Annotated in this window: 23 protein-coding genes; 12 read left to right on the top strand and 11 right to left on the bottom strand. The window is 68.0% G+C overall.

Annotation, left to right across the window (positions count from 1 at the left end; all coding sequences use genetic code 11):
- Nucleotide 1: 1 nt before the first annotated feature.
- From J1902_RS02300 to J1902_RS02285, 4 genes are read left to right on the top strand one after another with little or no spacing between them, the layout of a single operon-like run.
- Entirely contained in the window at nt 2-1,216 is a 1,215-nt protein-coding gene (locus J1902_RS02300) for a DUF4350 domain-containing protein (protein WP_207614875.1), read from the top strand.
- Nucleotides 1,213-2,277 carry an AAA family ATPase gene (locus J1902_RS02295; protein WP_207614649.1) on the top strand — a complete coding sequence of 355 codons (1,065 nt, stop codon included), beginning with the start codon at nt 1,213-1,215 and terminating at the stop codon, nt 2,275-2,277. The genes J1902_RS02300 and J1902_RS02295 overlap by 4 nt, the downstream gene beginning before the upstream one ends.
- A 41-nt stretch (nt 2,278-2,318) precedes the next feature.
- The gene (locus tag J1902_RS02290; RefSeq protein WP_207614648.1) at nt 2,319-3,611 is read left to right on the top strand and encodes a DUF58 domain-containing protein; all 1,293 of its coding nucleotides are present in this window, start codon (nt 2,319-2,321) and stop codon (nt 3,609-3,611) included.
- A 52-nt stretch (nt 3,612-3,663) separates the two neighbouring features.
- On the top strand, nt 3,664-4,422 hold the full coding sequence (locus tag J1902_RS02285; RefSeq protein ID WP_207614647.1) for a DUF4166 domain-containing protein: 759 nt from the start codon (nt 3,664-3,666) through the stop codon (nt 4,420-4,422).
- Nucleotides 4,423-4,461: 39 nt separating this feature from the next.
- Here the strand turns inward: J1902_RS02285 and J1902_RS02280 are convergent, their stop codons facing one another.
- On the bottom strand, nt 4,462-5,496 hold the full coding sequence (locus J1902_RS02280; protein ID WP_207614646.1) for a uroporphyrinogen decarboxylase/cobalamine-independent methonine synthase family protein: 1,035 nt from the start codon (nt 5,494-5,496) through the stop codon (nt 4,462-4,464).
- A 3-nt stretch (nt 5,497-5,499) separates the two neighbouring features.
- Entirely contained in the window at nt 5,500-5,889 is a 390-nt protein-coding gene (locus tag J1902_RS02275) for a chorismate mutase (protein ID WP_207614645.1), read from the bottom strand.
- 231 nt (nt 5,890-6,120) lie between these two features.
- Between J1902_RS02275 and J1902_RS02270 the strand changes: the two genes are divergently transcribed.
- Together J1902_RS02270 and J1902_RS02265 are read left to right on the top strand one after the other, a co-directional pair.
- On the top strand, nt 6,121-6,777 hold the full coding sequence (locus J1902_RS02270; RefSeq protein ID WP_207614644.1) for an NADPH-dependent F420 reductase: 657 nt from the start codon (nt 6,121-6,123) through the stop codon (nt 6,775-6,777).
- A 152-nt stretch (nt 6,778-6,929) separates the two neighbouring features.
- Nucleotides 6,930-7,757 (top strand): caspase family protein, encoded by an 828-nt coding sequence (locus tag J1902_RS02265; protein ID WP_207614643.1) that lies wholly within the window; start codon nt 6,930-6,932, stop codon nt 7,755-7,757.
- 41 nt (nt 7,758-7,798) lie between these two features.
- On the opposite strand, the gene J1902_RS02260 is transcribed toward J1902_RS02265, so the two are convergent.
- Nucleotides 7,799-9,421 (bottom strand): gluzincin family metallopeptidase, encoded by a 1,623-nt coding sequence (locus J1902_RS02260; protein ID WP_207614642.1) that lies wholly within the window; start codon nt 9,419-9,421, stop codon nt 7,799-7,801.
- Between the two features lie 155 nt (nt 9,422-9,576).
- Nucleotides 9,577-10,716 (bottom strand): tRNA 2-thiouridine(34) synthase MnmA, encoded by a 1,140-nt coding sequence (gene mnmA, locus J1902_RS02255; protein ID WP_207614641.1) that lies wholly within the window; start codon nt 10,714-10,716, stop codon nt 9,577-9,579.
- Nucleotides 10,717-10,912: 196 nt separating this feature from the next.
- Here mnmA and J1902_RS02250 point away from each other — a divergent pair, with 196 nt between their 5' ends.
- The gene (locus tag J1902_RS02250; protein ID WP_207614640.1) at nt 10,913-12,151 is read left to right on the top strand and encodes an NAD(P)/FAD-dependent oxidoreductase; all 1,239 of its coding nucleotides are present in this window, start codon (nt 10,913-10,915) and stop codon (nt 12,149-12,151) included.
- A gap of 55 nt (nt 12,152-12,206) precedes the next feature.
- Here J1902_RS02250 and J1902_RS02245 read toward each other — a convergent pair whose 3' ends face one another.
- Together J1902_RS02245 and J1902_RS02240 are read right to left on the bottom strand one after the other, a co-directional pair.
- Nucleotides 12,207-13,439, bottom strand: a complete 1,233-nt coding sequence (locus J1902_RS02245) for a cysteine desulfurase family protein (RefSeq protein WP_207614639.1) — start codon at nt 13,437-13,439, stop codon at nt 12,207-12,209.
- A 30-nt stretch (nt 13,440-13,469) separates the two neighbouring features.
- Nucleotides 13,470-14,135 carry a helix-turn-helix transcriptional regulator gene (locus J1902_RS02240; RefSeq protein WP_207614638.1) on the bottom strand — a complete coding sequence of 222 codons (666 nt, stop codon included), beginning with the start codon at nt 14,133-14,135 and terminating at the stop codon, nt 13,470-13,472.
- Between the two features lie 90 nt (nt 14,136-14,225).
- On the opposite strand from J1902_RS02240, the gene J1902_RS02235 reads away from it, so the two are divergent.
- A complete protein-coding gene (locus J1902_RS02235; RefSeq protein ID WP_207614637.1) occupies nt 14,226-14,645 on the top strand; it encodes a DoxX family membrane protein in 420 nt (139 codons plus the stop codon).
- Between the two features lie 53 nt (nt 14,646-14,698).
- Here the strand turns inward: J1902_RS02235 and J1902_RS02230 are convergent, their stop codons facing one another.
- Entirely contained in the window at nt 14,699-14,902 is a 204-nt protein-coding gene (locus J1902_RS02230) for a hypothetical protein (RefSeq protein ID WP_207614636.1), read from the bottom strand.
- A 197-nt stretch (nt 14,903-15,099) separates the two neighbouring features.
- Here J1902_RS02230 and J1902_RS02225 point away from each other — a divergent pair, with 197 nt between their 5' ends.
- The 4 genes from J1902_RS02225 to J1902_RS02210 all read left to right on the top strand — a co-directional run bounded on the left by J1902_RS02225 (nt 15,100) and on the right by J1902_RS02210 (nt 18,212).
- On the top strand, nt 15,100-16,044 hold the full coding sequence (locus J1902_RS02225; RefSeq protein WP_207614635.1) for a J domain-containing protein: 945 nt from the start codon (nt 15,100-15,102) through the stop codon (nt 16,042-16,044).
- 75 nt (nt 16,045-16,119) lie between these two features.
- Nucleotides 16,120-16,587: a tRNA (cytidine(34)-2'-O)-methyltransferase gene (locus J1902_RS02220; protein ID WP_207614634.1), complete on the top strand. Its 468-nt coding sequence runs from the start codon at nt 16,120-16,122 to the stop codon at nt 16,585-16,587.
- A 188-nt stretch (nt 16,588-16,775) separates the two neighbouring features.
- Entirely contained in the window at nt 16,776-17,381 is a 606-nt protein-coding gene (gene sigK / locus J1902_RS02215; protein ID WP_207614633.1) for an ECF RNA polymerase sigma factor SigK, read from the top strand.
- A 36-nt stretch (nt 17,382-17,417) separates the two neighbouring features.
- Nucleotides 17,418-18,212, top strand: coding sequence for an anti-sigma factor (locus J1902_RS02210; RefSeq protein ID WP_242701528.1), 795 nt, complete (start codon nt 17,418-17,420; stop codon nt 18,210-18,212).
- Nucleotides 18,213-18,226: 14 nt separating this feature from the next.
- On the opposite strand, the gene J1902_RS02205 is transcribed toward J1902_RS02210, so the two are convergent.
- From J1902_RS02205 to J1902_RS02190, 4 genes are all read right to left on the bottom strand, one after another.
- Entirely contained in the window at nt 18,227-18,736 is a 510-nt protein-coding gene (locus J1902_RS02205; protein WP_207614631.1) for a gluconokinase, read from the bottom strand.
- 74 nt (nt 18,737-18,810) lie between these two features.
- Nucleotides 18,811-19,590 (bottom strand): PIG-L deacetylase family protein, encoded by a 780-nt coding sequence (locus tag J1902_RS02200; RefSeq protein ID WP_207614630.1) that lies wholly within the window; start codon nt 19,588-19,590, stop codon nt 18,811-18,813.
- 5 nt (nt 19,591-19,595) lie between these two features.
- Nucleotides 19,596-20,549 carry an electron transfer flavoprotein subunit alpha/FixB family protein gene (locus J1902_RS02195; protein ID WP_207614629.1) on the bottom strand — a complete coding sequence of 318 codons (954 nt, stop codon included), beginning with the start codon at nt 20,547-20,549 and terminating at the stop codon, nt 19,596-19,598.
- 13 nt (nt 20,550-20,562) lie between these two features.
- Nucleotides 20,563-21,363: an electron transfer flavoprotein subunit beta/FixA family protein gene (locus J1902_RS02190; RefSeq protein ID WP_207614628.1), complete on the bottom strand. Its 801-nt coding sequence runs from the start codon at nt 21,361-21,363 to the stop codon at nt 20,563-20,565.
- Nucleotides 21,364-21,470 lie beyond the last annotated feature (107 nt).

Genomic DNA, 21,470 nt, shown 5'->3' with positions numbered 1-21,470 from the left:
CATGGAAACACCGGTGGCCCCGGCAGCATTCGAGCAGCATTCTGGCGGAACGTCGACGGCGGCCCCGGTGGCCTCCGCCTCCGCCCTTTTCACAGCGTGGGCCCGCAGGCATGTGGTGTGGATTGTCATTGGCGCGCTCTTTGCCGGAATGCTCGTCTACGTCACAGTCAGCAAACTGCAGGCACCTGCCGAGACCGCCGTTTTGTCGACGCGGAACCCGGCCCCTGAAGGCGGAATGGCCCTCGCGGAAATCCTGCGCCGCCATGGAGTCACGGTCACCGCCACGGACTCCCTCGAAGCGACGCATGCGGCGCTGGCGGGCAGCGATCATGCGACTCTCCTGTTGTATGACGCCCATGGCTTCCTCGAAGAGGAGCAGCTCGTCGGGCTCGCCGGCGCCGCAGGGCGCGTTGTCCTTGTGGCTCCCCGGCTGCGGACCCTGGGCGCGCTGACGCAGGACATACGGCCGGGCGGCGTTGTCCCCGAAGGTACAGGCACGCTGGAACCTGGCTGCGGACGTGCTGACGCCCAGGCGGCGGGCCCGGTTTCCGCCGGTGGGTTCACGTACCAGGGACCCGAGCTCTGCTACCGGACGCGCCCCGAGGGGCCGGGCATGGTTGCCGGCAGCAGGGACGGACAGCTGCTGGTCGTCGGCAGCACGGCCCTTCTGGGCAACGGACTGCTCGACGAGGAGGGCAACGCCGCCCTGGCCCTCCGGAGCCTGGGCACGGGGCAGGACCTGGTCTGGTACACGCCGGGCCTCGGCGATATCCCCGCCGGCAACGATGCCCCCACCCTCGATGAACTAGCGCCGCCGTGGCTGGCCTTCCTGGGCCCCTGGCTGTCTGTGGTCGCGTTGCTCTCCATGCTGTGGCGCGGCCGCCGGCTGGGACCCTTGGTGTTCGAGCCGCTGCCGGTGGTGGTGAAGGCAGCCGAGACGGCCGAGGGCAGGGCCCGGCTCTACCAGGACTCAAGGGCTGTGGAGCGGGCAGCGGACAATCTCCGTGCCGGAGCCATGACCCGGATCGCCCGGCACTTCAATCTGGGGGCGGAGGCCGATGCGGACGCCGTGGTGGACGCGGTGTCCCGGCGTCTGGGCAGGCCGCCGCAGGAGATCAGGACGGTGCTGGTGGACCACCGGCCGCAAAGCGAAGGACAACTCGTGCAATGGGCACAACAGATCGAAAGACTCGAAGAGGAGGCAACAGCCCGATGAGCAACCAGCCGAACGGCTATGCGGACACCAGCCAGGGATATTCAGGCGGGGCGGGCCCCTACGCGGCACAGGCTCCCGCCCAGTCGACGCAAGTCGCCCAAGCGGCCCCGGCGGACCCAGCACGCCAGGCACTGCTGAACGTCCGGCACGAAGTCGGCAAGGCCGTCGTCGGGCAGGAGTCCACGGTGACCGGCATGCTGATCGCCCTGCTGTGCGGCGGGCACGTGCTGCTCGAAGGCGTGCCCGGAGTGGCCAAGACGCTGCTGGTCCGGGCCTTGTCCACGGCATTGAGCCTGGACACCAAACGGGTGCAGTTCACCCCCGACCTCATGCCGGGCGACGTCACAGGTTCGCTGGTCTACGATTCGCACACCGCGGAATTCAGCTTCCGGGAAGGGCCTGTCTTCACCAACATCCTGCTGGCCGACGAAATCAACCGGACACCGCCCAAGACGCAGGCCTCGCTGCTGGAAGCCATGGAGGAACACCAGGTATCCGTGGATGGCGTGTCCCGTCCGCTGCCTGCCCCGTTCATTGTGGCGGCAACCCAGAACCCCGTGGAATACGAGGGGACGTACCCGCTGCCGGAGGCGCAGCTTGACCGTTTCCTGCTGAAACTGACCATGCCGTTGCCGGCCCGGGCCGAGGAGATCGAGGTCATCCGCCGGCATGCCAGCGGTTTCGATCCGCGCAATCTCGCCGCGGCGGGCGTGCGGGCAGTCGCCGGATCCGAGGAGCTCTCACAGGCCCGCCACGCCGTCTCGCAGGTTGTGGTGGCCCCGGAAATCCTCGCCTACGTTGTGGACGTGGTCCGGGCAACCCGTTCGGCGCCGTCGTTCCAGCTGGGTGTTTCGCCCCGTGGCGCCACCGCCCTGCTCAACACCTCACGGGCCTGGGCGTGGCTGTCCGGCAGGGGCTTCGTCACCCCGGATGACGTCAAGGCACTCTCGCTGCCGTGCCTGCGGCACCGTGTGGGGCTGCGTCCGGAAGCCCAGATGGACGGGGTGCACGTGGATGACGTCCTGGGCAGCATCCTGGCCTCGGTTCCGGTTCCACGCTGATGGCCCGGCCGCCGATCCCGAATGAAAGCGCGGGGCCCTGAATGGCGATCACGGGCCGCTTTGTGCTGCTGGCCTTCGCAGGTCTTGTGCCGTTGCTCCTGTTCCCGGGGTGGCCGGCGCTGCTGCTGCTCTGCGGCGGACTGCTGGTGATACTCGTTGCCGATCTGCTCCTGGCGGCGTCCCCGCGGCAGCTCGGGCTGGAGCGCAGGCAGCCCGGAAACGTCGCCCTCACGGGGACCGCCGAATCGGTGCTGACCATCAGCAACACCGGCCGCCGCCCGCTGCATGCCCTCATCCGGGACGCCTGGCAGCCGTCGGCAGGGGCCGCGAACAACGTGCAATTGCTCGACGTCCCGGCGGGAGAACGGCGGCGCATGGCGGTGTCCCTGACGCCCCGGCGCCGCGGCGACCTCGCCGCCCCGCACGTGACAGTCCGGTCCTTCGGCCCCCTCCGGTTCGCGGCCCGGCAGCGGACCGTGCCGCTTCCCGGCACGCTGAGGGTCCTGCCGCCGTTCCATTCCAAGCGCCATCTTCCCTCCAAGCTGCGGAAGCTGCGTGAACTGGATGGCAAGGCAGCGGTCCAGATCCGCGGTGCCGGCACCGAGTTCGATTCCCTCCGGGACTATGTGCGCGGCGATGACGTGCGTTCCATCGACTGGCGCGCCACGGCGCGGCGCACCGCCGTCGTGGTCCGCACCTGGCGGCCGGAACGCGACCGGCGGGTGGTGATCGTGCTGGACACCTCCCGGACCGCCGCGGCCAGGATCGACAACGAGCCGCGCCTGGATACAGGAATCGAGGCCGCGCTTTTGCTGGCGGTGCTGGCCGAGCGGGGCGGGGACCGTGTGGATTTCTTGGCCTTCGACCGCCGCGTCCGGGCCAGGGTGGAATCGGCGTCCAAGGGAAAGCTGCTTAGCGAGCTGGTCCAGGCCATGGCGCCGCTCGAGGCCGATCTGATCGAGCTGGACTGGCAGCAGATTCCGGGGCAGGTTCGGGCCGTCTCGGCGCACCGTTCCTTGGTGGTGCTGTTGACCACGATCGACGGCGGCGCCCCGGAGGAGGGCCTCATCCCGATGGTGGCGCAGTTGTCCAGGCTGCATGTGGTGGTGGTCGCATCGGTCCGGGACCCGATGCTGGCCGAGATGAAGGAAGAACGCACGACGGCGAGCCAGGTCTTTCGCGCGGCCGCCGCCGAACGCGCGCTGCTGGACCGCGAAGCCGTCAGCGCGCAACTGCGCCAGCTCGGCGCCGAGGTGGTGGACGCCGAACCCCTCGAACTCCCGCCGCGGCTCGCCGACACCTACATCCGGCTCAAGGCCGCCGGCCGCCTGTAGCACCGGTCTGTAGCACCGCATTGGTCTGAATACTGCATTGAAGGGATCCGATATGAGCACCCCCATCTACGAGCTGGCCATGGGCAGCGATTTCCGGCGTCTCCAGCCCGAGCTGCAGGACTACTTTTCCTTGGTCCCCGGTTCCGGGGTGTTCGGCATCGGCGAAGGCGTGTTCGACGTGGTGGGCTGCCGGCAGCGCTGGCTGCGGCCGCTGCTGGCGCTGACGTCCGGCGAGCAGGCCTTCTTTCCGGAGTACGGCGAGAACGTTCCGTTCCGGATCGAGAACCACGCCCACCTGGATCCGTTCGGCCGCTCCAGCCTGACGGCCCGCCGGGAGATTTTCTTTGCCTCGGGCACTCGGCTCTTCCACGACACAACGAGCGCCGTTACATCCAGCGCTGCTGCATCAACCGACACAGCAAGCGGTGCTCCCTCGACCCGCTTGGTGGACTATGTGGGGCGCTTCCGCCGGCTGGCCACGGACCTGGAGCTCGGTGTCACGCCGGAAGGCAGGCTGCGGGGTGTCTCGCGGGCAAGCCGTCTCTTTCTTGGGCCGCTGCGTCTGCCGCTCCCAGCCGCCCTGGATGCCCGAGCCTATGCGGAACAGTGGTGGGATGCGGATGCCGGCGAACACCGGATCCAGGTCAAGGTCATCCAGCCGCAAATCGGCCTGGTGCTGGTCTATGCGGGGCGCTTCACCTACCGTTTGGCGCCGTATGTCCCTGTCGGCCCGTATTTTCCGGCCGGCGCCGCTTCCCTGGCTTCGCTGCCCCGGTATGCGGAGCCGGAACGCTGGGAACGGCGCCTCTGAGCCCTTTGTCCGTGTCCAGTCCCCGGACGAGGACGGCCGTCAGCCCTGTGCGAGCTGGTCGAGCCCGTCGGCCACCTGGGTGAGCCGCGTCAGCACGTCCTTGGCCGCCGACGGGGTGAACATTTCAAGTCCGGTGGACGGGGTCACACGCAGCGTGCCGAGTGCGGATGCGGGCAGGCCGAGCTGGCGCCATGGACGCCAGACGGTTTCCACGACGTCGGCGGTCCGGGGCAGCGGGGAGCCCGGGTTGTCCGTGGGTAGAGCGCCTGCCCAGATCCGCTTTCCGGCTTCAACGGCCACCGCCAGCTGTTCCCACTGACGGGTGGTGAGTGCCTTGAGCGGAACGGCCACACCGTCCGCCCCCGCGCCCAGGATCCGCTGGATGGGAGCCTCGATCTCCTGCACGGACACCACCGTCTCCACCGCTCCGGCAGCCTTCAAGGCATCGATGACCAAACGCCAGGCATTGGTGACCTCCTCTCCCGGGATCGAACGCAGAGTGCGGTAACCGCTCGCCGTCGGGATCGTCCCGGCGAGGACCGAAGCGATGTCCGGCTCATCGAGCTGGACCACGATCCCTGCCCCGGGAACGGCCGCGCACAGCCGCGCGAGGTGCTCGCCGACGCCGGCGGCGAGGGATTCGGCAATGTCCCGCCGGGCGCCGTAGTCAAGAAGGGCCCGTTCGCCGTTGTGCAGGTGCAGCCCGGCTGCGAGGCTCAGGGGCCCGAGGAGCTGGATCTTCAGAAAAGGCGCGGAAACGTCCTCGGCGCCGGCGACGTCGGCAAGGATGTTGATGTCCGTGGCGAGCGCGGAGGTGGCCCTCCGCAGATCCTTGCCCGGACGGTCAACCAGCCGCCAGCCGTGCGGCTGGACGTCGATGGCCATTTCCACAAGGAGCGAGGCGGTGCGGCCCAGGGCATCGGAGCCTACCCCGCGGTCCGGCAGTTCGGCGATGAACGGCAGGTGCGGGCTACCCAGTTCCCCCCGGATGATACGTGCGGCTTCAACGGGGTCGGTGCCGGGCCACGGTCCCAGCGCCGTGGCACTGATCTGCTGCGGCGTGTCGGAGGGCATACCTTAGGCCTGCTTGGTGGAGGCCTGGTGATCCTCGGCGATGGCTTCGTGGTGGCGGATCACTTCGCTGATGATGAAATTCAGGAACTTCTCGGCGAAGGCAGGGTCCAGATGGGCATCCTCAGCCAGCCTGCGCAGCCGCGCGATCTGGGCTGCCTCACGGCCCGGGTCCCCGGCGGGGAGCTTGTAGGTGGCCTTCAGTACGCCTACCTTCTGCGTGGCCTTGAACCGCTCGGCCAGCAGGAACACCAGGGTGGCATCGATGTTGTCGATGCTGGACCGGATGGAAAGCAGCTCGTCCATGACGGACCCGTCCACGTGGCCGGACAGTGAGCTCGCTGCCGGGTTGAAGGGGTCAGCTGAGTCTGGAAGGGCGTGGTTCTGCTCGGTCATGCCCCCAGTCTATGGTGTGGGGTGCGCTCTCCGCCGGTGTTACTCCGGGCGGCGGCACGTCCCCGTTGGCGCGAAAGCTCGCGGAAAAGTGCGGGACGGCAGTGTCTTGGGCGCCCGATGCGGAGCAGAATGGGCATGACGGCACCCGGGGGTCCCGGGCAGCCCTCGTCCCGGGCAGCCCCCGTCCCGGGAGCAACATCAACCTCGGATCAATGACCCAAAGGGGATCCCATGAAAATCGCAGTGCTTGGCACCGGACCGGTAGGGCATGCCCTGGCGGGAAAGCTCGTGTCCCTGGGGCACGAGGTCACCATGGGCTCCCGGGAGGCCGGGAACCCGAAGGGCACGGCGTGGGCGGCGCAGGCCGGGCCGGGTGCCTCTGCCGGCTCCTTTGCCCAGGCGGCCGCCGCTGCCGAGATCGTGGTGAACGCCACCTCGGGAACCGTCTCGCTCGCTGCCCTGGCGGAGGCCGGTGCCCGGAATCTTTCGGGCAAGGTCCTCATTGATGTGTCCAACCCGCTCGACTTTTCGGCGGGGTTCCCGCCGTCGTTGACGGTCTGCAATACGGACAGCATCGCCGAAACCATCCAGCGCACCTACCCCCAGGCGCGGGTGGTCAAAACCCTCAACACCCTGAGCGCCCCGGTCATGGTGGACCCGGGCCGGCTCCCCGGAACGCACGACGTGTTCGTTGCAGGGAACCACGAGGACGCGAAGGCGACCGTGGTGGGCATCCTGCAGGAATTCGGCTGGCCGCCGGGGCACATCCGTGACCTGGGCGGGCTCGATGCCGCGCGCGGCATGGAGATGTGGCTGCCGCTGTGGCTGCGGATCTTCCTGCGCCAGCCCGAAGGAAAAATGTTCAACATCGGCATCGTGTCCGAATAGCGCACGGCAGCTTCTGGCCGTGGTGCCGGAACTGCTGACAATCGTTGGGCCATGGGGCCGGCCGGAATCCGATGCCGTGGCAGACATCCGGGCGGTGGAACGTGGGGCCGCCAAGCTGAAATCCGAACCACACCAGTGCAAAGGACGCGCACATGAGCAAGGCAGCCCTCTGTGTAGGGATCAACAAATTCAAGTTCTTGCCGCAATCGAGCTGGCTGCAGGGGTGCGTGAATGACGCCGAAGACCTTGCCGCCCTTCTGGAAGCAAGGTATGGATTCGCGGACGGGGACATCACGGTCCTGCGTGACGCGAAGGCCACCAAGAAGGCCGTCATGGCCGAACTCAGCAGGATCATGGACCTGGCCGTCGCCGGCAAAGCCGAGCACGTCGTTTTCACGTTCTCGAGCCACGGCACCCAGATCCCGGACACCAGCGGGGATGAGGCAGACCGGCTGGACGAAGCCTTCGCCTGCTACGACATCAACAACACCGGCGATGCCTGGGATCCGGCGACCGTGATTTCGGACGATGAGCTGTTCACCCTCTTCTCGCGGCTGCCCGACGGCGTGCTCATGGATGTTGTGCTGGATACCTGCCACAGCGGAACCGGCCTGAAGTCGCTGGACCTCCTGCCGGGCCGGCGCCCGCGGTTCCTGCCGGCACCCACGGCCAGGGCCGTCATCGCGACTGAAAACAACGACGTAAGAGTCCTCCGTGACCTGGTCAAGACCGGCAAGACGGCCAAGCCCGTGCTCATGGCGGCCTGCCGCTCCGAGCAGACTGCGGCCGATGCGCTCATCGACGGCCGCTACAACGGCGCCTTCACCCACCACTTCGTGAAGTCGCTGCAGAGTGACGGCACGGTGGGCCGCGCCGACGTCCTGAAGCTCGTCAGCAAGGGACTCAAGGCCGGCGGCTTCGACCAGGTGGCCCAACTGGAAGGCACGACGGCGGCACGCAAGGCCGCCTGGGGAAGTTAGGGGCGGCGGAGCCAGCGAAGCGGTGGGGGCACGACGGCGGGCTACTCGCCGGTGCTGTGGAACTTGTTCCGGACTCCCGTCGACGCCGCCTGCTCGGCTTCGTGTTGGCCGTCCGAGCCGAACATCGCCGCCTGCCTCTCCCTGTCCATGACCGGCTTGAGCGCCGCATACACGAGGCGGCCTCCGGCGTCGAACCGCAAAAGTCCGCCACCGCGGATGTCCACGTACTCCCGTTCCGTCTTCAGTCCCAGCCGGACGTGGGCCTCCCGCCGGCTCAGGCGCACAGTCTGGATGAATGACGCCCCGATCTCGGAAATGATGAACCCGTCCGGCGACACCCGCTCCGAGGTGCGCACGCGCGTCGAGCTCAGGGGCGTGCGGAGTTCCAGGCGGGCGGCATCCAGGAGTCGCGGGTTCTCCCAGACGAAGCGCTGCACCTCCTGCGGGTCCGAGCCCAGGGCCGAGAGCCTCACGGGGTAACGCAGGCCCTGGTAATTGTCCACGCCGGTGATGTTGGACAAGGAGACCCGGCGGATGCCGATCGCCGAAAACTCCGCCTGGAGCGTGTCCCGGTAGCCGTTCGTGTCCTCGGGAACCATGTCGATGTCCGCGGCGATGATGCCGCGCAGGAGGTCCCGCCAGGTGACGTCGACCGGTGGCATGTAGGACAGGCCCCGGATCACCATGCGCAGTATCCGGCTTCCCACAATGGATCCCGATTCGGCCTTCTGCTGCAGGCTCTGATGATCGCCGAAACGTGCGTTCCGCTCCGACCATAGCTTCTGAACCGCGCGCAGCACCGCGCCGACCACCACGGCACCGCGCGCGTGCGGCTCAGGGAAGTCCTGCCAGTTCTCCGGAACGCCTCCAACGAATGGTTCGCGGAGCGGGCCGCGCGCGTACAGGTCCCGGGCAAAGTCGAAGATGGTCCGCATGGTCACGGCATCGTCAACTTCCTGGCCTGCTTCGAATCCCCCGGCCGCTGCTTCCAGCTGGCGGTAGACCACTTCCCGGGAAGAAAACACGGAAAGGATGGCCACGAGGTCGGCCAGTGCCTCGTGCATCGCGAGCTGCTCCATGGTGGCCAGCTGGTCCGCCCATGCCGGCCGGAACCCGTCAAGAATCGCGTGCGTGACCTCGTGGGCCACGATGTCCCGGAACAATGCGGTGGGAACCTTGTAGCCCATGCGGTCGATCGAGCCGAAACGGATGGTGTTGGTGCCGCGTTCGTAGCCGGTGTCGGTGGCTGTCACCCGGTCACGGGCCTTCAGGACTACCCGGCCCGCGGGGTTCCACGGCATCCGCCGGCCCAGCGTGGTTTCGAAGAGGTCCAGCGTGTTCATGGCCACCCCGTACACGTGCTGGGCAAGGAAGCGCGTGTCGTCCAGCAGCTCGCGGAGGTCAGCTGGCGGCGGCTCCGAGATGAGATGCCACGGGTCCCCTGCTTGGGTGAGCGTCACGGGGGCCACATTCGTGCCCCGCCACTTCCGGATGTGGATCGCATAGCGGTGCCCCGTGGGGCCGCGCCTGAGCCGTTCGACGGGAATGCGCAGCTGGACCGTCAGCGGAGCGGCCCCGTTGCCTATCGGCCCCTCCGCCAGCACAGTCACCGGCACCATCTGCCCGGCCCTGATGGCTCCCGGGCTTTTCTTTTGAAATGCCACAGTCATCGCCGTCCCGAATGCGGAACCCCACCTACCCGCAGCGGAAGCGCTGCTTTAGCCAAGTATGGATTGGGGCGCAGGCCAAGGCAATGGAGCGGAACCGGGGGAACCGGCGGGCATCCGGGGCGGACCCGGCAGTGCCGGCTGGAGTGCAGCTAGAGTTCGGCGCGCTGGAGGGAACGGGCGGCGTCGATGGTTGCCTGCCCCAGCACACGGCTGCCCTGGTACAGGACGATCGTCTGCCCCGGGGCCACACCGCGCAGCGGGTCAACCAGGGTCACCAGAAGCCCCTCGCGTTCCACGCCGGATTCGTCGGCCACGAGTTCCACCCGGGCGCGGGCAGGTACGGGGTCGCCGTGGGCGCGGACCTGGGCGTGGCAGTCGAACTCCTCGCCCGTCGCGACCTCCGCGATGGGCAGCCCTGCCCAGGAGACCTTGATGCCGCGGATTTCATCGATCGCCAGCAGGGCGCCGGGCCCCACCACGACCTTGTTTTCCTTGGGCCGGATTTCCAGCACGAAGCGCGGCTTTCCGTCGGCGGCCGGTGTTCCCAGCTTCAGCCCGCGGCGCTGCCCCACGGTGAAGGCGTTGGCACCGGGGTGTTCGCCCACCTTGGCACCGGTTTCGTCCACGATGTCGCCGGTGGTCATGTCGATCTTCTCGGCCAGCCAGCCTGCGGTGTCGCCGTCGGGAATGAAGCAGATGTCATGGCTGTCCGGCTTGTTGGCCACGGACAGGCCGCGGCGCTCGGCCTCGGCGCGAACCTCGGCCTTGGACGGGGTTTCGGCCAGCGGGAACATGGAGTGCTTGAGCTGTTCGTGGGTCAGGACGCCCAGCACGTAGCTCTGGTCCTTGGCCCAGTCCGCGGCGCGGTGCAGTTCGGGGTTGCCGTCGGCGTCGGTGATGACCTTGGCGTAGTGGCCGGTACAGACGGCGTCGAAGCCCAGGGCAATCGCCTTCTCCAGCAGGGCGGCGAACTTGATCCGCTCGTTGCAGCGCATGCACGGGTTCGGCGTGCGGCCGGCAGCGTACTCGTCAATGAAGTCCTGGACGACGTCTTCCTTGAAGCGCTCGGAGAAGTCCCACACGTAGTACGGGATGCCCAGGACATCGCAGGCGCGCCAGGCGTCACGGGAATCTTCGATGGTGCAGCAGCCCCGGCTTCCAGTGCGCAGGGTGCCCGGCATGCGGGAGAGCGCCAGATGGACACCGACGACGTCGTGTCCCGCCTCGACGGCGCGGGCGGCGGCTACGGCGGAGTCGACTCCGCCGCTCATTGCGGCAAGAACTCGCATGCTGGCTTTCTGTAGTGTGGGAGGCGTGCGGCCGAAGGCAGTCTGCACGCGCATCTATTCTAGCGCCCGGCCGAATCGAGCCGGAAAAACCTTGACGGAGCTCACACCGCCTTCTAATGTCAAAACTACTGGTTTTAGAATGCGGATGCCGTGCGGGCCGCGGGCTCCGCGGCCCGCACGTGCGAATCGAGCAGACATGACCACCGAACACATTGTCATTGCGGGCGGGGGCCTCGCCGGCGCCACTGCCGGCAAGACCCTCCGCGCCGAGGGATTTGAAGGATCCGTCACGGTGCTGTGCGCGGAGGAGCAGCCACCCTATCTGCGGCCGCCGCTGTCCAAGGAGTTCCTGCTGGGCAAGGCCGGCGAGGAAACCGTCTCGGTGCTGCCGCCCGGCTGGTACCAGGAGAACGGCGTCGAACTCCTGATGGGAGAGCCGGCGTCCAGCATCGACACCACCCGTCACCTGCTGGCATTGGCCGGCGGAAGAGTCCTGCAGTACAGCAAGCTCCTGCTGGCCACGGGGGCCCAACCGCGCCGGATCCCGCTGCCCGGATCGGATCTCGACGGCGTCATGACCTTCCGCACGCTCGCCGACAGCAAACGCCTGCGTGGCCTCCTGGACGGCGGCGGCAAACGCGTGGTCATGGTCGGCTCCGGGTGGATCGGCATGGAACTCGCCGCGGCGGCACGAAGCTACGGGAACGACGTGACCCTGCTGGGCCTGGAGGACATCCCGCTCAGCGCCGCCATCGGGCCCGAGTTGGGCGGCTTCTTCCGCACCCTGCACGAGGCAAACGGCGTCCAGTTCCGATTGCCGGCCAGCGCCGCCGAAATCACGGGCCAGGACGGGCGCGTCACCGCGGTAGTCACCAACACGGGCGAGTCGCTGCCCGCAGACCTGGTGGTGATCGCCGTCGGCGTCGTTCCCGATACCGCGCTCGCCGAGGCCGCCGGGGTGGAACTCAGGAACGGGATCCTGGTGGATGCCTCGCTGCGGACCAGTGCCCCCGATGTCTTTGCGGCCGGCGATGTGGCCAATGCGCTGCACCCGTTCACGGGCGAACACCACCGCAGCGAGCACTGGCACAACGCCCTCCATGGCGGCAAGGTGGCGGCGAAGGCGATGCTGGGCCAGGCCGCCGTGCTGGACATGGTCCCCTACTTCTACACGGACCAGTTCACGGTCAGCATGGAATACTCCGGCTTCCCCACCTTGGCCGCCGGAACCACTCCGGTGATCCGCGGCTCGCTCGATGAGGGCAGCTTCATTGCCTACTGGCTCAGGGACGGCGCCGTGGTGGCGGGCATGAGCGTGAACCAGCGGCGCGTCCAGAAGCCCATCAAGGCGCTCATTTCCGGCAGAATCCCCGTGGATGCGGGGCAGCTCAGCGATCCGGGAGTGCCGCTGGAGGAGTTGCTTCCGGCGGCGTGACCGAGTGCCCGGAGATCCCCCGCCGGCTGGCCGAGTTCGGCTAGGCTGAGTTCGCTTAGGCGGGGGCTGTTCCGGCCTGCCGTGCAACCGTGGCGGCCGTCTGGATGCTTGATTCATGCCCGGCCATGCCGGCCTGCCGGGCCCGGGCGTAGGCCTCCGGCAGGGCCGCGAGCAGGGCATCGACGTCGGCCTCCGTGGAGGTGTGCCCCAGGCTGAAACGCTGGGCACCGCGGGCCGTGTCCTCATCCAGGCCCATGGCTAGCAGGACATGCGAGGGCCGGGGCACGCCGGCGGTGCACGCCGAGCCGGTGGAGGACTCGACGCCGGCCAGGTCCAGCAGGAAAAGCAGGGAGTCGCCTTCGCAGCCCGGGAAGGTGAAATGGGCGTTGCCGGGCAGCCGGCCGTCGCCGGGGGCACCGCGCAGCATGGCCTCCGGAACCGCCTGCCGGACGCCGTCGATGAGCCGGTCCCGCAGTCCGCCGATCCGGACCCGTTCCCCCGCCAGGTGTTCGGCTGCGGTGCCGGCCGCCGCGGCGAAGGCGGCGATCGACGCGGTGTCTAGGGTCCCGGAGCGGACGTCGCGCTCCTGCCCGCCGCCGTGCTGGACAGGGGTCAGCTTGACGGCGCGGCCCAGGAACAGTGCCCCGACGCCCACCGGGCCGCCGATCTTGTGTCCCGAGACGGACATCGCGGCCAGGCCCGACGCCCGGAAGTCCACCGGAACCGAGCCGAAGGCCTGCACGGCGTCGGAATGCACGGGGATGCCGTGGGCGCGGGCCAGGTCCACGATTTCGGCCACGGGCTGGATGGTGCCAACCTCGTTGTTGGCCCACATGACGGTCACGAGCGCCACCGACTCCGGATCGCACTCAATCGCCTCCTTGACGGCATCCAGGCGGACTCCACCGTCGGAATCGACCGGGAGCCAGACGGCTTCGGCGCCCTCGTGCCGCTCCAGCCACTCCACCGTGTCCTGCACTGCGTGGTGCTCGACGGCGGAGCACAGGATCCGGGTGCGCTTGGGGTTTTCGCCGTGGCGGGCCCAGTAGAGCCCTTTGACGGCAAGGTTGTCGGCCTCGGTGCCGCCGGAAGTGAAAATGACCTCGGAGGGGTGCGCACCTGCGGCCGCGGCGAGGGTCTCGCGGGCGTCCTCGACGGCCCGGCGGGCGCGCCGGCCGGAGCCGTGCAGCGAGGACGGGTTGCCTGTGCGCGCCAGTTCGCGGGTCAGTGCCGCCAGCGCTTCGGCGGAAATGGGTGTGGTGGCGGCATGGTCGAGGTAAACAGGCACCCTGTAATTCTACCGGCCACCCGGCCCGGTTCAGCTGTCCAGCGACGTGATCCGCGCGCAGCAGTGGCCCGGCCCCGAATCAGCTTCCACGCTTTCCTCAGGCAGCCCGCAGGCCGCCGCCGTTCCGCTCAGGAAGGCGCCGTTCATCGCACAGACCACCTCGGAGTGGCCCTCGGCGAGGCGGTGGAAGGGGCAGTTGAGAAGCCGGTAGCCGCCGTCGCCGTCGGGGGTCGGCACATAGCCGTGGTCCGCCAGGACGGCCAGGAACTCCCCGTCACGGCCGGTGGCTTTGCCCCTTTCGTAGGCCGTCTCCACGAGCGCTTCGCGGACAGGGCCGCCTTCGCTGATGGAGCGGGCGATCGCGGCGGCCATGAGCTCGCCCGCAAGGTCATACTGACGCTCGGGAACGGAGGCACCGACTTCGGCCACAGCCGGGCGATAGAGCTTGGCAGGACGCCCGGAGCCCGGCCCGGACTTGTCCGTCGACTTGCGGAACTCGACGTCCAGCAGGCCGTCGCGGACCAGGCGGTCCAAGTGGAAGGACGCCGTGCTGCGCGGCACGCCGATGATCTGCGCCGCCTTGTCACGGCCCACGGCATCCGGGGCATTGCACACGTACTCATAGAGCTCGCGCCGGTTGCCGTCGTCCAGGGAAGCCACTGCGGAGATCCGGCGAAGCCACGGGAGCGCTGTCATGTTCCAAGGATATCTCTAAAAACAAGATTGATTGCTTAATCTCCCCCTTCCTTCTAAAATCAAGTTATTCACTTTTAGAAGGAGATCATCATGAGCAACACCCCGTCCACAACGCACGCCAAGACCGGATCGCTCTTGTCCATGGATCCTTCGCGGCAGGCGTTCATCCTGCTGCGCACCGTGTTCACGGTGGCGCCAATCATTTTCGGCCTGGACAAGTTCACCAACATCCTCACGGACTGGACCATCTACCTGGCCCCCGTGGCGACCTCCCTGGTTCCCGTTCCCGCACAGACCTTCATGTACGTGGTGGGCGTCATCGAAATCGTGGCCGGCCTGGCCGTGGCCCTCCGGCCCCGCTTCGGATCCCTGCTCGTGGCGGTATGGCTGCTGGGCATCATCGTGAACCTGCTGGTCCTGGGCAACTTCTTCGACGTCGCGCTGCGGGACTTCGGACTCCTGGTCGCTGCCCTGGCACTGAACCGGCTCGCCACGGGCTTCCGGAAGTAGGGACCCCGTCAGTTCGACGGCGGTCAGTTCCCGTCCGGTCAGGTTGAGGGCGGTCAACTCGACGGCGGGACGATTGCCAGCCGCGCTCCGACGTCGGCCTTGGCCTGAGGTTCAAGAGCCAGCACCTCCACGCGGGGTGCTGGCTTGTCCGCTTCCCCGCCCCAGCGAAGGGTCTGCACCGTGAGTTTCTCCGGAACCAGGCCCGGGTCGAGGTACCGGAACAGGGCTTGCGTGGAGGCCTTGTCATCTCCTGGCACCGCGAGTGGCCCTGGTTGATGCTGAGCCTGGTGGCCGTCGTCGGGGCGGTTGGCGCCCGGCCGGAAGAATCACGACGAGAATTATGCCTGCCGGGAACCTCGGAGCCCGCCGCGCTCGTTCACACAGTGGCTGGCTAAACTGGCCTGTACCGGCGCTCCCATCGGAGCGGACCGCAAACATAGAGAAGGGTCCGTGCTTGGCCGAGGGCAGCAGCTCGCACTACCAAGTCCTCCGCATCCCCGTTACGGCGACGGAGAAGGAGATCAAGGTGGCCTACCGGAAGGCTGCGCGGAAGGCGCATCCGGACCATGGCGGCGACCCCGCGATGTTCCGCCTGGTGACGCTGGCCTACGAGACCCTCATCGACCCCAAGAGGCGCGCCGACTACGACCGCAGCTACGCCAGCGGCGCCTCGGGCCGCGGCCCGTCCCGCCCGGGCGACTATGGCGGCCCGCGGGCTCCCGGTGCCGCAACCGCCACGGGGGTGAAGCGGCCCAACGCGCCGCGGAACACCGCCGGCGATCCGCCCCTCTACGTCCCGTCCTTCGACGACCCGCACGAAGTGCCGTTGCTGTCCAAGGACGAGGCCGGGATGCAGGTCCACGGCATGCCCCGCAAACGCGGCATCTTCGGCGCCGAGGCCCGGATCCAGCGTGAGATGCGCACGGTCCAGCTCATCAGCCGCCAGATCCTGCCGGCCATCCCCGCGGCACGGCTCATCAACGGCCTCCGCTCCCCTTCGGACAACAGCCACATCGACCACGCCGTGCTGTCCGGTTACCGGCTGGCCCTGATCGGTTCCATGCTCCTGCCCAAGGGTGCCTACGCCTGGGACGGCGCCTCGCTGCGGCACGGCGGCCGCTCCGTGGCCCCGCCACAGCTGGGACTCATTGTGCGGCATATGCAGGACATTTTCCCCGAACTCAATGTGACCGGCTGGGTGGTGCTGCACAGCCCGGACGGCAACCTGCACGAGCCCGTGATCGACCAGTACGGCCGGGGCCAGTCCGCGCACGAGGCCGTTCAGGTGGTCAACGGCGCGGGCCTGGCCAGGGGTCTGAAGCAGTTCCTCAGTTCGGGCCCGGCCCCGAACACCGTAGTGGTCCCCGTGCTGGCCCGGCTGCTGCGCGGCATGCACTGACGGCGCCGGGTCCAGCTCCCCGGCCGCGTCCCTGTCCCGTCCTGAAACCGGCCGCGGGCTGGCTAGGATTGGGATGTGTTCCGCATCCTCTTCCACACTCCTGAAATCCCGGGCAATACGGGCAACGCCATCCGCCTCGCTGCCATTACGGGCGCCGAACTCCACCTGGTGGAGCCGCTCGGTTTCGACTTCTCCGACACCAAGCTGCGCCGCGCGGGGCTCGACTACCACGACCTCGCCGTGGTGACGGTCCACAAGGACATCGAGGCCGCGTGGGCGGCCCTGCAGCCGGAGCGTGTCTTTGCCTTCACCTCCGACGGCGAGACCTCCTACACGGACATCGCGTACCGGGAAGGGGACGTGCTGCTGTTCGGGCCGGAGTCCGTGGGGCTGCCGGACTGGCTCAAGCAGGACCCGCACGTCACAGCCCGGGTCCGGCTGCCGATGCGTCCCTCGCTGCGCTCCCTGAATCTGGCCAATGCAGCCTCCATCGCCGTGTTCGAGGCGTGGCGCCAGAACGGTTTCGCCGGCGCGCAGGTGTAACGACCGGGCCCATCCGGGACACCCTCTGCGCCGAATACCTTGTGCAAGGCAGTAGCCTGCGGAGGGACCCCCAAGGAGGGCACGTGCACACACTGCAAAGCCGGGCGGCAGCGCCCGAGATCCGGCGCGAATCACTACGCACCTCCCCTACCGCAGCTTTGAAACGCGACGTCCTATGCTTGAGAGCGATGGACATTCCCAACAATCCCGGTTCAAGGGTTACCGAGGCGTCCGGCACCGTTGCCGATGTCAATGCCCAGCTCGCCCTGCTGCTGGAACTCATGGCGCAGGGCGACCAGGCTGCGTTCGCGGACTTCTACCGGCTGACATCCCGCCGGGTGTTCGGCATGGCCCGCCGCGTCCTGGTGGACCCCGGACTGAGCGAAGACACCACGCAGGAAGTGTTCCTCCAGGTTTGGCAGGGCGCCGTGAATTTCAACCCGGACGCGGGCAGCCCCATGGCCTGGCTCATGACCATTGCACACCGGCGCGCGATCGACCGCGTCCGCTCCGCCCAGTCCGCAACGGACCGCGAGGCAATGTTCGGCGCCGCGAACCACGGAACCGAGCACGACTCCGTCGCGGAAGAAGCCGGCAGCCGGCTCGAAGCAGAAGCCGTGGTCCGCTGCCTCGGCACGCTGACAGAAACACAACGGGAATCCGTCCGGCTGGCCTACTACGGCGGGCTTACGTACAGGGAGGTTGCCGAGCATTTGGGTGCCGCAGTTCCGACCATCAAGTCCCGCATCCGCGACGGCCTCCTGCGCCTCAAGTCATGCCTGGGGGTGGGCTAGATGTTCGAAGAGAATGCAGGCGGATTCGTGCGCAGGATGTTTGCCATGGACATCCCCACCGATCTCGCCGAGGGCCGGCTCCTGGAACTCGCCGAGATCTACGCCCTGGACGCCCTGAGCCACGCCGAACGTGCCGCGATTGATGACTTCGTCCGGACTTCCCCCGGCGGTCCGGCCTTCCTGGCCCGGGTGCAGGACACCCGCGAAACGCTGGCGCTCAGCTACACGGCCGAGGAGAAGCCTCCGGCGGGGCTGCTGCAAAACATCCTGGACCGGCTTCCCGAAAACTCCACGGCCCAGGCTGCGCCCGGGCTGCGCGCCGAAGCCGCGCTCGATAGCGGCGTCGCGGACTTCGACGCGGCACGGAACCGGCGGGACGAACGACGGCGTGGCGGCCTGCGCGGCTGGCTGCTCGGTGTGGCGGCTGCTGCAGTGATCGCGCTGGGCGGCGTCGGCGTGGGTGCCTACGTGGCCGCCCAGAACGATCCCGTGAACCAGGTGCTGCAGGCCCAGGACGTCCGGCAGTCCACCATCGACGTCGCCGGAGGCGGCACGGCCACCGTGTCCATTTCCTCGGCGAAGGATGCCGTGGTGGTCCGGATGAACGATGTGGCGGCTCCACCGGCGGGCAAGGTCTACCAGATGTGGCTCATTCCCAAGGACGGCTCCGCCCCGGTATCGCAGGGGCTCATGGACGCCCAGGCCCTGTCGCATCCGGCAGTGGTCAAGGGCATCTCCAGCGCGGCCGCCTTGGGCATCACGGTTGAACCCGCCGGCGGCTCCAAGTCGCCGAGTTTGCCGACCGTCGCGGCAGCCACGCTGTCTTCCTGACGGGTCTTCCTCGTCTAAAGGCCGAGGCGTTTGATGACTTCCTCGGCTTCTTCGGCCGGGGAGGCCGAAACGCACAGAGAGATGTAGTTCTCGTCCTCCGTGGGTGCCTCCAGGGCTTCGAACTGGGATTCAAGCAGGGACGCCGGCATGAAGTGCCCGTGGCGCGATGCCAGCCGGTCCGAGATCTTGTCCTTGCTGCCCTGCAGGAACACGAACACCACACCCTCGCCCCGCAGGATGTCCCGGTACCGCTTCTTCAGTGCCGAGCACGTGATGATTGCGGGGGTGCCGGGGTCCGCGTGCGAGCGGATCCACGCCGCAATGGTCTCCAGCCACGGCCGGCGGTCCTCATCGCTGAGGGGCTGCCCGGCCTGCATCTTGGCCACGTTGGCCTCGGGATGGAGGTCGTCGCCTTCGGCCAGGTCCCAGCCAAGACGCCCCGCCAGGACGCCGGCCACCGTCGATTTTCCGGAACCGGAGACACCCATGATCACCAGTACGGGCTGCTGTGCAGTCTTCGCCATCAAAGTCCGCCTTCCTCGAATAAATATGATTTAACCGAGGTCAAGCATATGACACGCGTTACACAACGGCAATGTCAGAATCCGGCGATGGTGCTGGTTCCGTTGACGGACACCACGTGGAAGCACTCGGCGCTGGTGCCCGCAGGCAGGCCGCCCCGCTCGCCGTTCCGTGCCAGCATGCCACGGACCGTCCGTTCCATGCCCTCGATGTCCGGGTGCTGGCTGGCGTGGATGCGGATGGCCGCCAGCTTGGCGTCGACGTGGTCGGTGACATCCACGAAATGGTTCTCACGGGATTCCGGACCCGCGAAAAGCCATAGCCACGGCAGCTTGTAGGCCTCCAGGCCGGCCTCGGCCAGCTCCGGATAGGCAAAAGGATTCTCCACGGCCGGGTACACGGCGCGTGTGATGGTCTCCCCCACCGCAAGGTGGTCAGGATGGCTCTTCTGGATGCGGTCCCAGTTCCGCTCGGGGTGCATGGCCAGCACGACGTCGGGGCGGATCTCGCGGATGAGCTTCACCACCTGCTTGATGACCTCGTGTGTCGGTTCCAGGTACCCGTCGCGTTCGTGCAGGTAGTGGATGTCGGTCACGCCCACCAGCGCCGCGGCCCGGCGCTGCTCCTCCGCGCGCATCTCGATGATCTCGTCACGGTGGGCGGGATCGAAGCCGCCGGCGTCGCCGTCGGTCATGATGCAGTAGCTGACCTGGACGCCGGCAGCGGTCCAGGCCGCAATGGTTCCGGCGGCACCGAAGTCGATGTCGTCCGGGTGGGCAGTAAAACAAAGCACCCGCTCAACACGCTCCGTGGAGGCGTTGAACGGGCTCTTTGCTGACGAAACGCCAGTAGTCAAAAGGATCAGCCTTTCCGCTTCTTGATCTCTTCCGTGGCCTGCGGGACCACCTTGAAGAGGTCTCCGATGATGCCGAAGTCGGCGATCTCGAAGATCGGCGATTCCGCGTCCTTGTTGATCGCGACAATCACCTTTGAGGTCTGCATGCCGGCCTTCTGCTGGATGGCGCCGGAAATTCCCACGGAGACGTACAGCTGGGGCGAAACGGTCTTGCCGGTCTGCCCCACCTGGTAGTCGTGGCTGATCCAGCCGGCGTCGGTGGCCGCACGGGAGGCGCCGACGGCGCCGCCAAGGGCATCCGCCAGCTCCTCGATGGGGCCGAAGTTGCCGTCCACACCGCGTCCGCCGGACACCACCACGCGTGCCTCGCCCAGATCCGGGCGGCCGCTGGCGGGCTTGGCGCTCCGGGCCGTGATGCGGGCCGCGTTGGCCGCGGCATCCGCCGGAACCTCCACCGTGACGGTTTCCGGGGTGACGGGAGCCGGGGCCGCCTCGGGGTCCACGCTGTTCGGCTTGACCGAGAGCACGGCCACGGCCGACGTCGCCTTGGCCGTGGTGTTGTACGAACCGGCCAGCACGGACTTGTGGGCGGTGCCGTCGGCATCCACGCCCACCACATCCGTGATGACTCCGGCGTTGAGCTTGATGCCCAGGCGGGCGGCGATTTCCTTGCCGTCCGCGGAATTCTCCAGCAGGACGGTTCCGGCCCCGGAGGCCGCGACGGCGGCGGCCAGGTAGGCCGCCTTCGGGGCGACTAGGTAGTCGTCCAGGTCGGCGGCAGAGGGCCGGTAGACAGTGGTGGCACCATAGGCGCCCAGGGCGGCAGCGACGTCGTCGTGCAGTTCGCCGTTGAACGCGACGGCGGTGTCCCCCAGCGAGCGGGCGATCGTCAGGAGCTCGAGGCTGCTCTTCTTGAGGGCAGGCCCCGGGTTGTCAATGAAAACCAGTGCTTGTGTCATGGATGGATTCCTCTCAGAGCAGCTTCTGGGCGGCCAGGAACTCGACCAGCTTGATGCCGGCGTCGCCTTCGTCGGTGATGATGGTGCCGGCCGTGCGCGGCGGGCGGGCCTGTGCGGACTCCACCACGGTCAGCGAGCCGGCGGTTCCGACCTCGGAGGCTCCGACACCGATGTCGGCAAGCGACAGCGTGGTGATCTTCTTCTTCTTGGCGCCCAGGATGCCCTTGAAGTTCGGGTAGCGCGGCTCGTTGATCTGGTCCGTGACCGAGACAAGGGCCGGCAGGGATGCTTCGACGGTGTCCGAGTGGGTGTCGCCGTCGCGGCGGGCCACGACCTTGCCGCCGGTGACGTCCAGGCTGGACGCAAAGGTCAGCTGCGGCAGGGACAGCCGTTCGGCGAGCTGCGCAGGCACCAGGGAGGTTTCGCCGTCGGTGGAGGCCATGCCGGTCAGGACCAGGTCCACCGGAGCGTCCGCGCCGAGGTGGCGGATGACGGCCGCGAGGGCCAGTGACGTTGCCGCTGCGTCCGAGCCGGCCAGAGCGTCATCGCTCAGGTGCACGCCCTCGGTGGCGCCGATCTGCAGCGACTTCTTCACGGCGTTGACGGCGCCGGCGGGGCCCATGCTGAGTGCGATGACCTGGTTGCCGGCCTTGCTGCCGCCGCGGGCCTCGATCAGCTGCAGCGCCGCTTCAAGGGCGTATTCGTCGAGTTCGGACAGGATGCTTTCGTCGCGGTCCGTGGTGTTGTTTGCGCCGGTGATGTGCCGGTCGAACTGCGCGTCAGGGACGTGCTTGACCAGAACGACAATCTTCAATGTCTCTTCCACTGTCTTCGAAGCAGCCTTCCATGGTTGTGGGTGGCTGACGGCTGTTCGTCTAGCCATGGATCGGCCCGGTTCGTGGGCTCGTCCTAGCTAAGCAT

This window comes from Arthrobacter cavernae (assembly GCF_017368795.1).
Lineage (GTDB): Bacteria > Actinomycetota > Actinomycetes > Actinomycetales > Micrococcaceae > Arthrobacter > Arthrobacter cavernae.
Note: the sequence above shows the minus strand (reverse complement) of the source record. Positions and strands in the feature narration are given on the sequence as shown.

Excerpts from the sequence above, each read along its gene's own strand:
- J1902_RS02195 (WP_207614629.1), bottom strand. The coding sequence starts at position 20,549 with ATGACACAAGCACTGGTTTTCATTGACAACCCGGGGCCTGCCCTCAAG.
- J1902_RS02205 (WP_207614631.1), bottom strand. The coding sequence starts at position 18,736 with ATGGCGAAGACTGCACAGCAGCCCGTACTGGTGATCATGGGTGTCTCC.
- J1902_RS02300 (WP_207614875.1), top strand. The coding sequence starts at position 2 with ATGGAAACACCGGTGGCCCCGGCAGCATTCGAGCAGCATTCTGGCGGA.
- J1902_RS02235 (WP_207614637.1), top strand. The coding sequence starts at position 14,226 with ATGAGCAACACCCCGTCCACAACGCACGCCAAGACCGGATCGCTCTTG.
- J1902_RS02285 (WP_207614647.1), top strand. The coding sequence starts at position 3,664 with ATGAGCACCCCCATCTACGAGCTGGCCATGGGCAGCGATTTCCGGCGT.
- sigK (WP_207614633.1), top strand. The coding sequence starts at position 16,776 with ATGGACATTCCCAACAATCCCGGTTCAAGGGTTACCGAGGCGTCCGGC.
- J1902_RS02280 (WP_207614646.1), bottom strand. The coding sequence starts at position 5,496 with ATGCCCTCCGACACGCCGCAGCAGATCAGTGCCACGGCGCTGGGACCG.
- J1902_RS02270 (WP_207614644.1), top strand. The coding sequence starts at position 6,121 with ATGAAAATCGCAGTGCTTGGCACCGGACCGGTAGGGCATGCCCTGGCG.
- J1902_RS02295 (WP_207614649.1), top strand. The coding sequence starts at position 1,213 with ATGAGCAACCAGCCGAACGGCTATGCGGACACCAGCCAGGGATATTCA.
- J1902_RS02210 (WP_242701528.1), top strand. The coding sequence starts at position 17,418 with ATGTTTGCCATGGACATCCCCACCGATCTCGCCGAGGGCCGGCTCCTG.
- J1902_RS02265 (WP_207614643.1), top strand. The coding sequence starts at position 6,930 with ATGAGCAAGGCAGCCCTCTGTGTAGGGATCAACAAATTCAAGTTCTTG.
- mnmA (WP_207614641.1), bottom strand. The coding sequence starts at position 10,716 with ATGCGAGTTCTTGCCGCAATGAGCGGCGGAGTCGACTCCGCCGTAGCC.
- J1902_RS02275 (WP_207614645.1), bottom strand. The coding sequence starts at position 5,889 with ATGACCGAGCAGAACCACGCCCTTCCAGACTCAGCTGACCCCTTCAAC.
- J1902_RS02250 (WP_207614640.1), top strand. The coding sequence starts at position 10,913 with ATGACCACCGAACACATTGTCATTGCGGGCGGGGGCCTCGCCGGCGCC.
- J1902_RS02290 (WP_207614648.1), top strand. The coding sequence starts at position 2,319 with ATGGCGATCACGGGCCGCTTTGTGCTGCTGGCCTTCGCAGGTCTTGTG.
- J1902_RS02240 (WP_207614638.1), bottom strand. The coding sequence starts at position 14,135 with ATGACAGCGCTCCCGTGGCTTCGCCGGATCTCCGCAGTGGCTTCCCTG.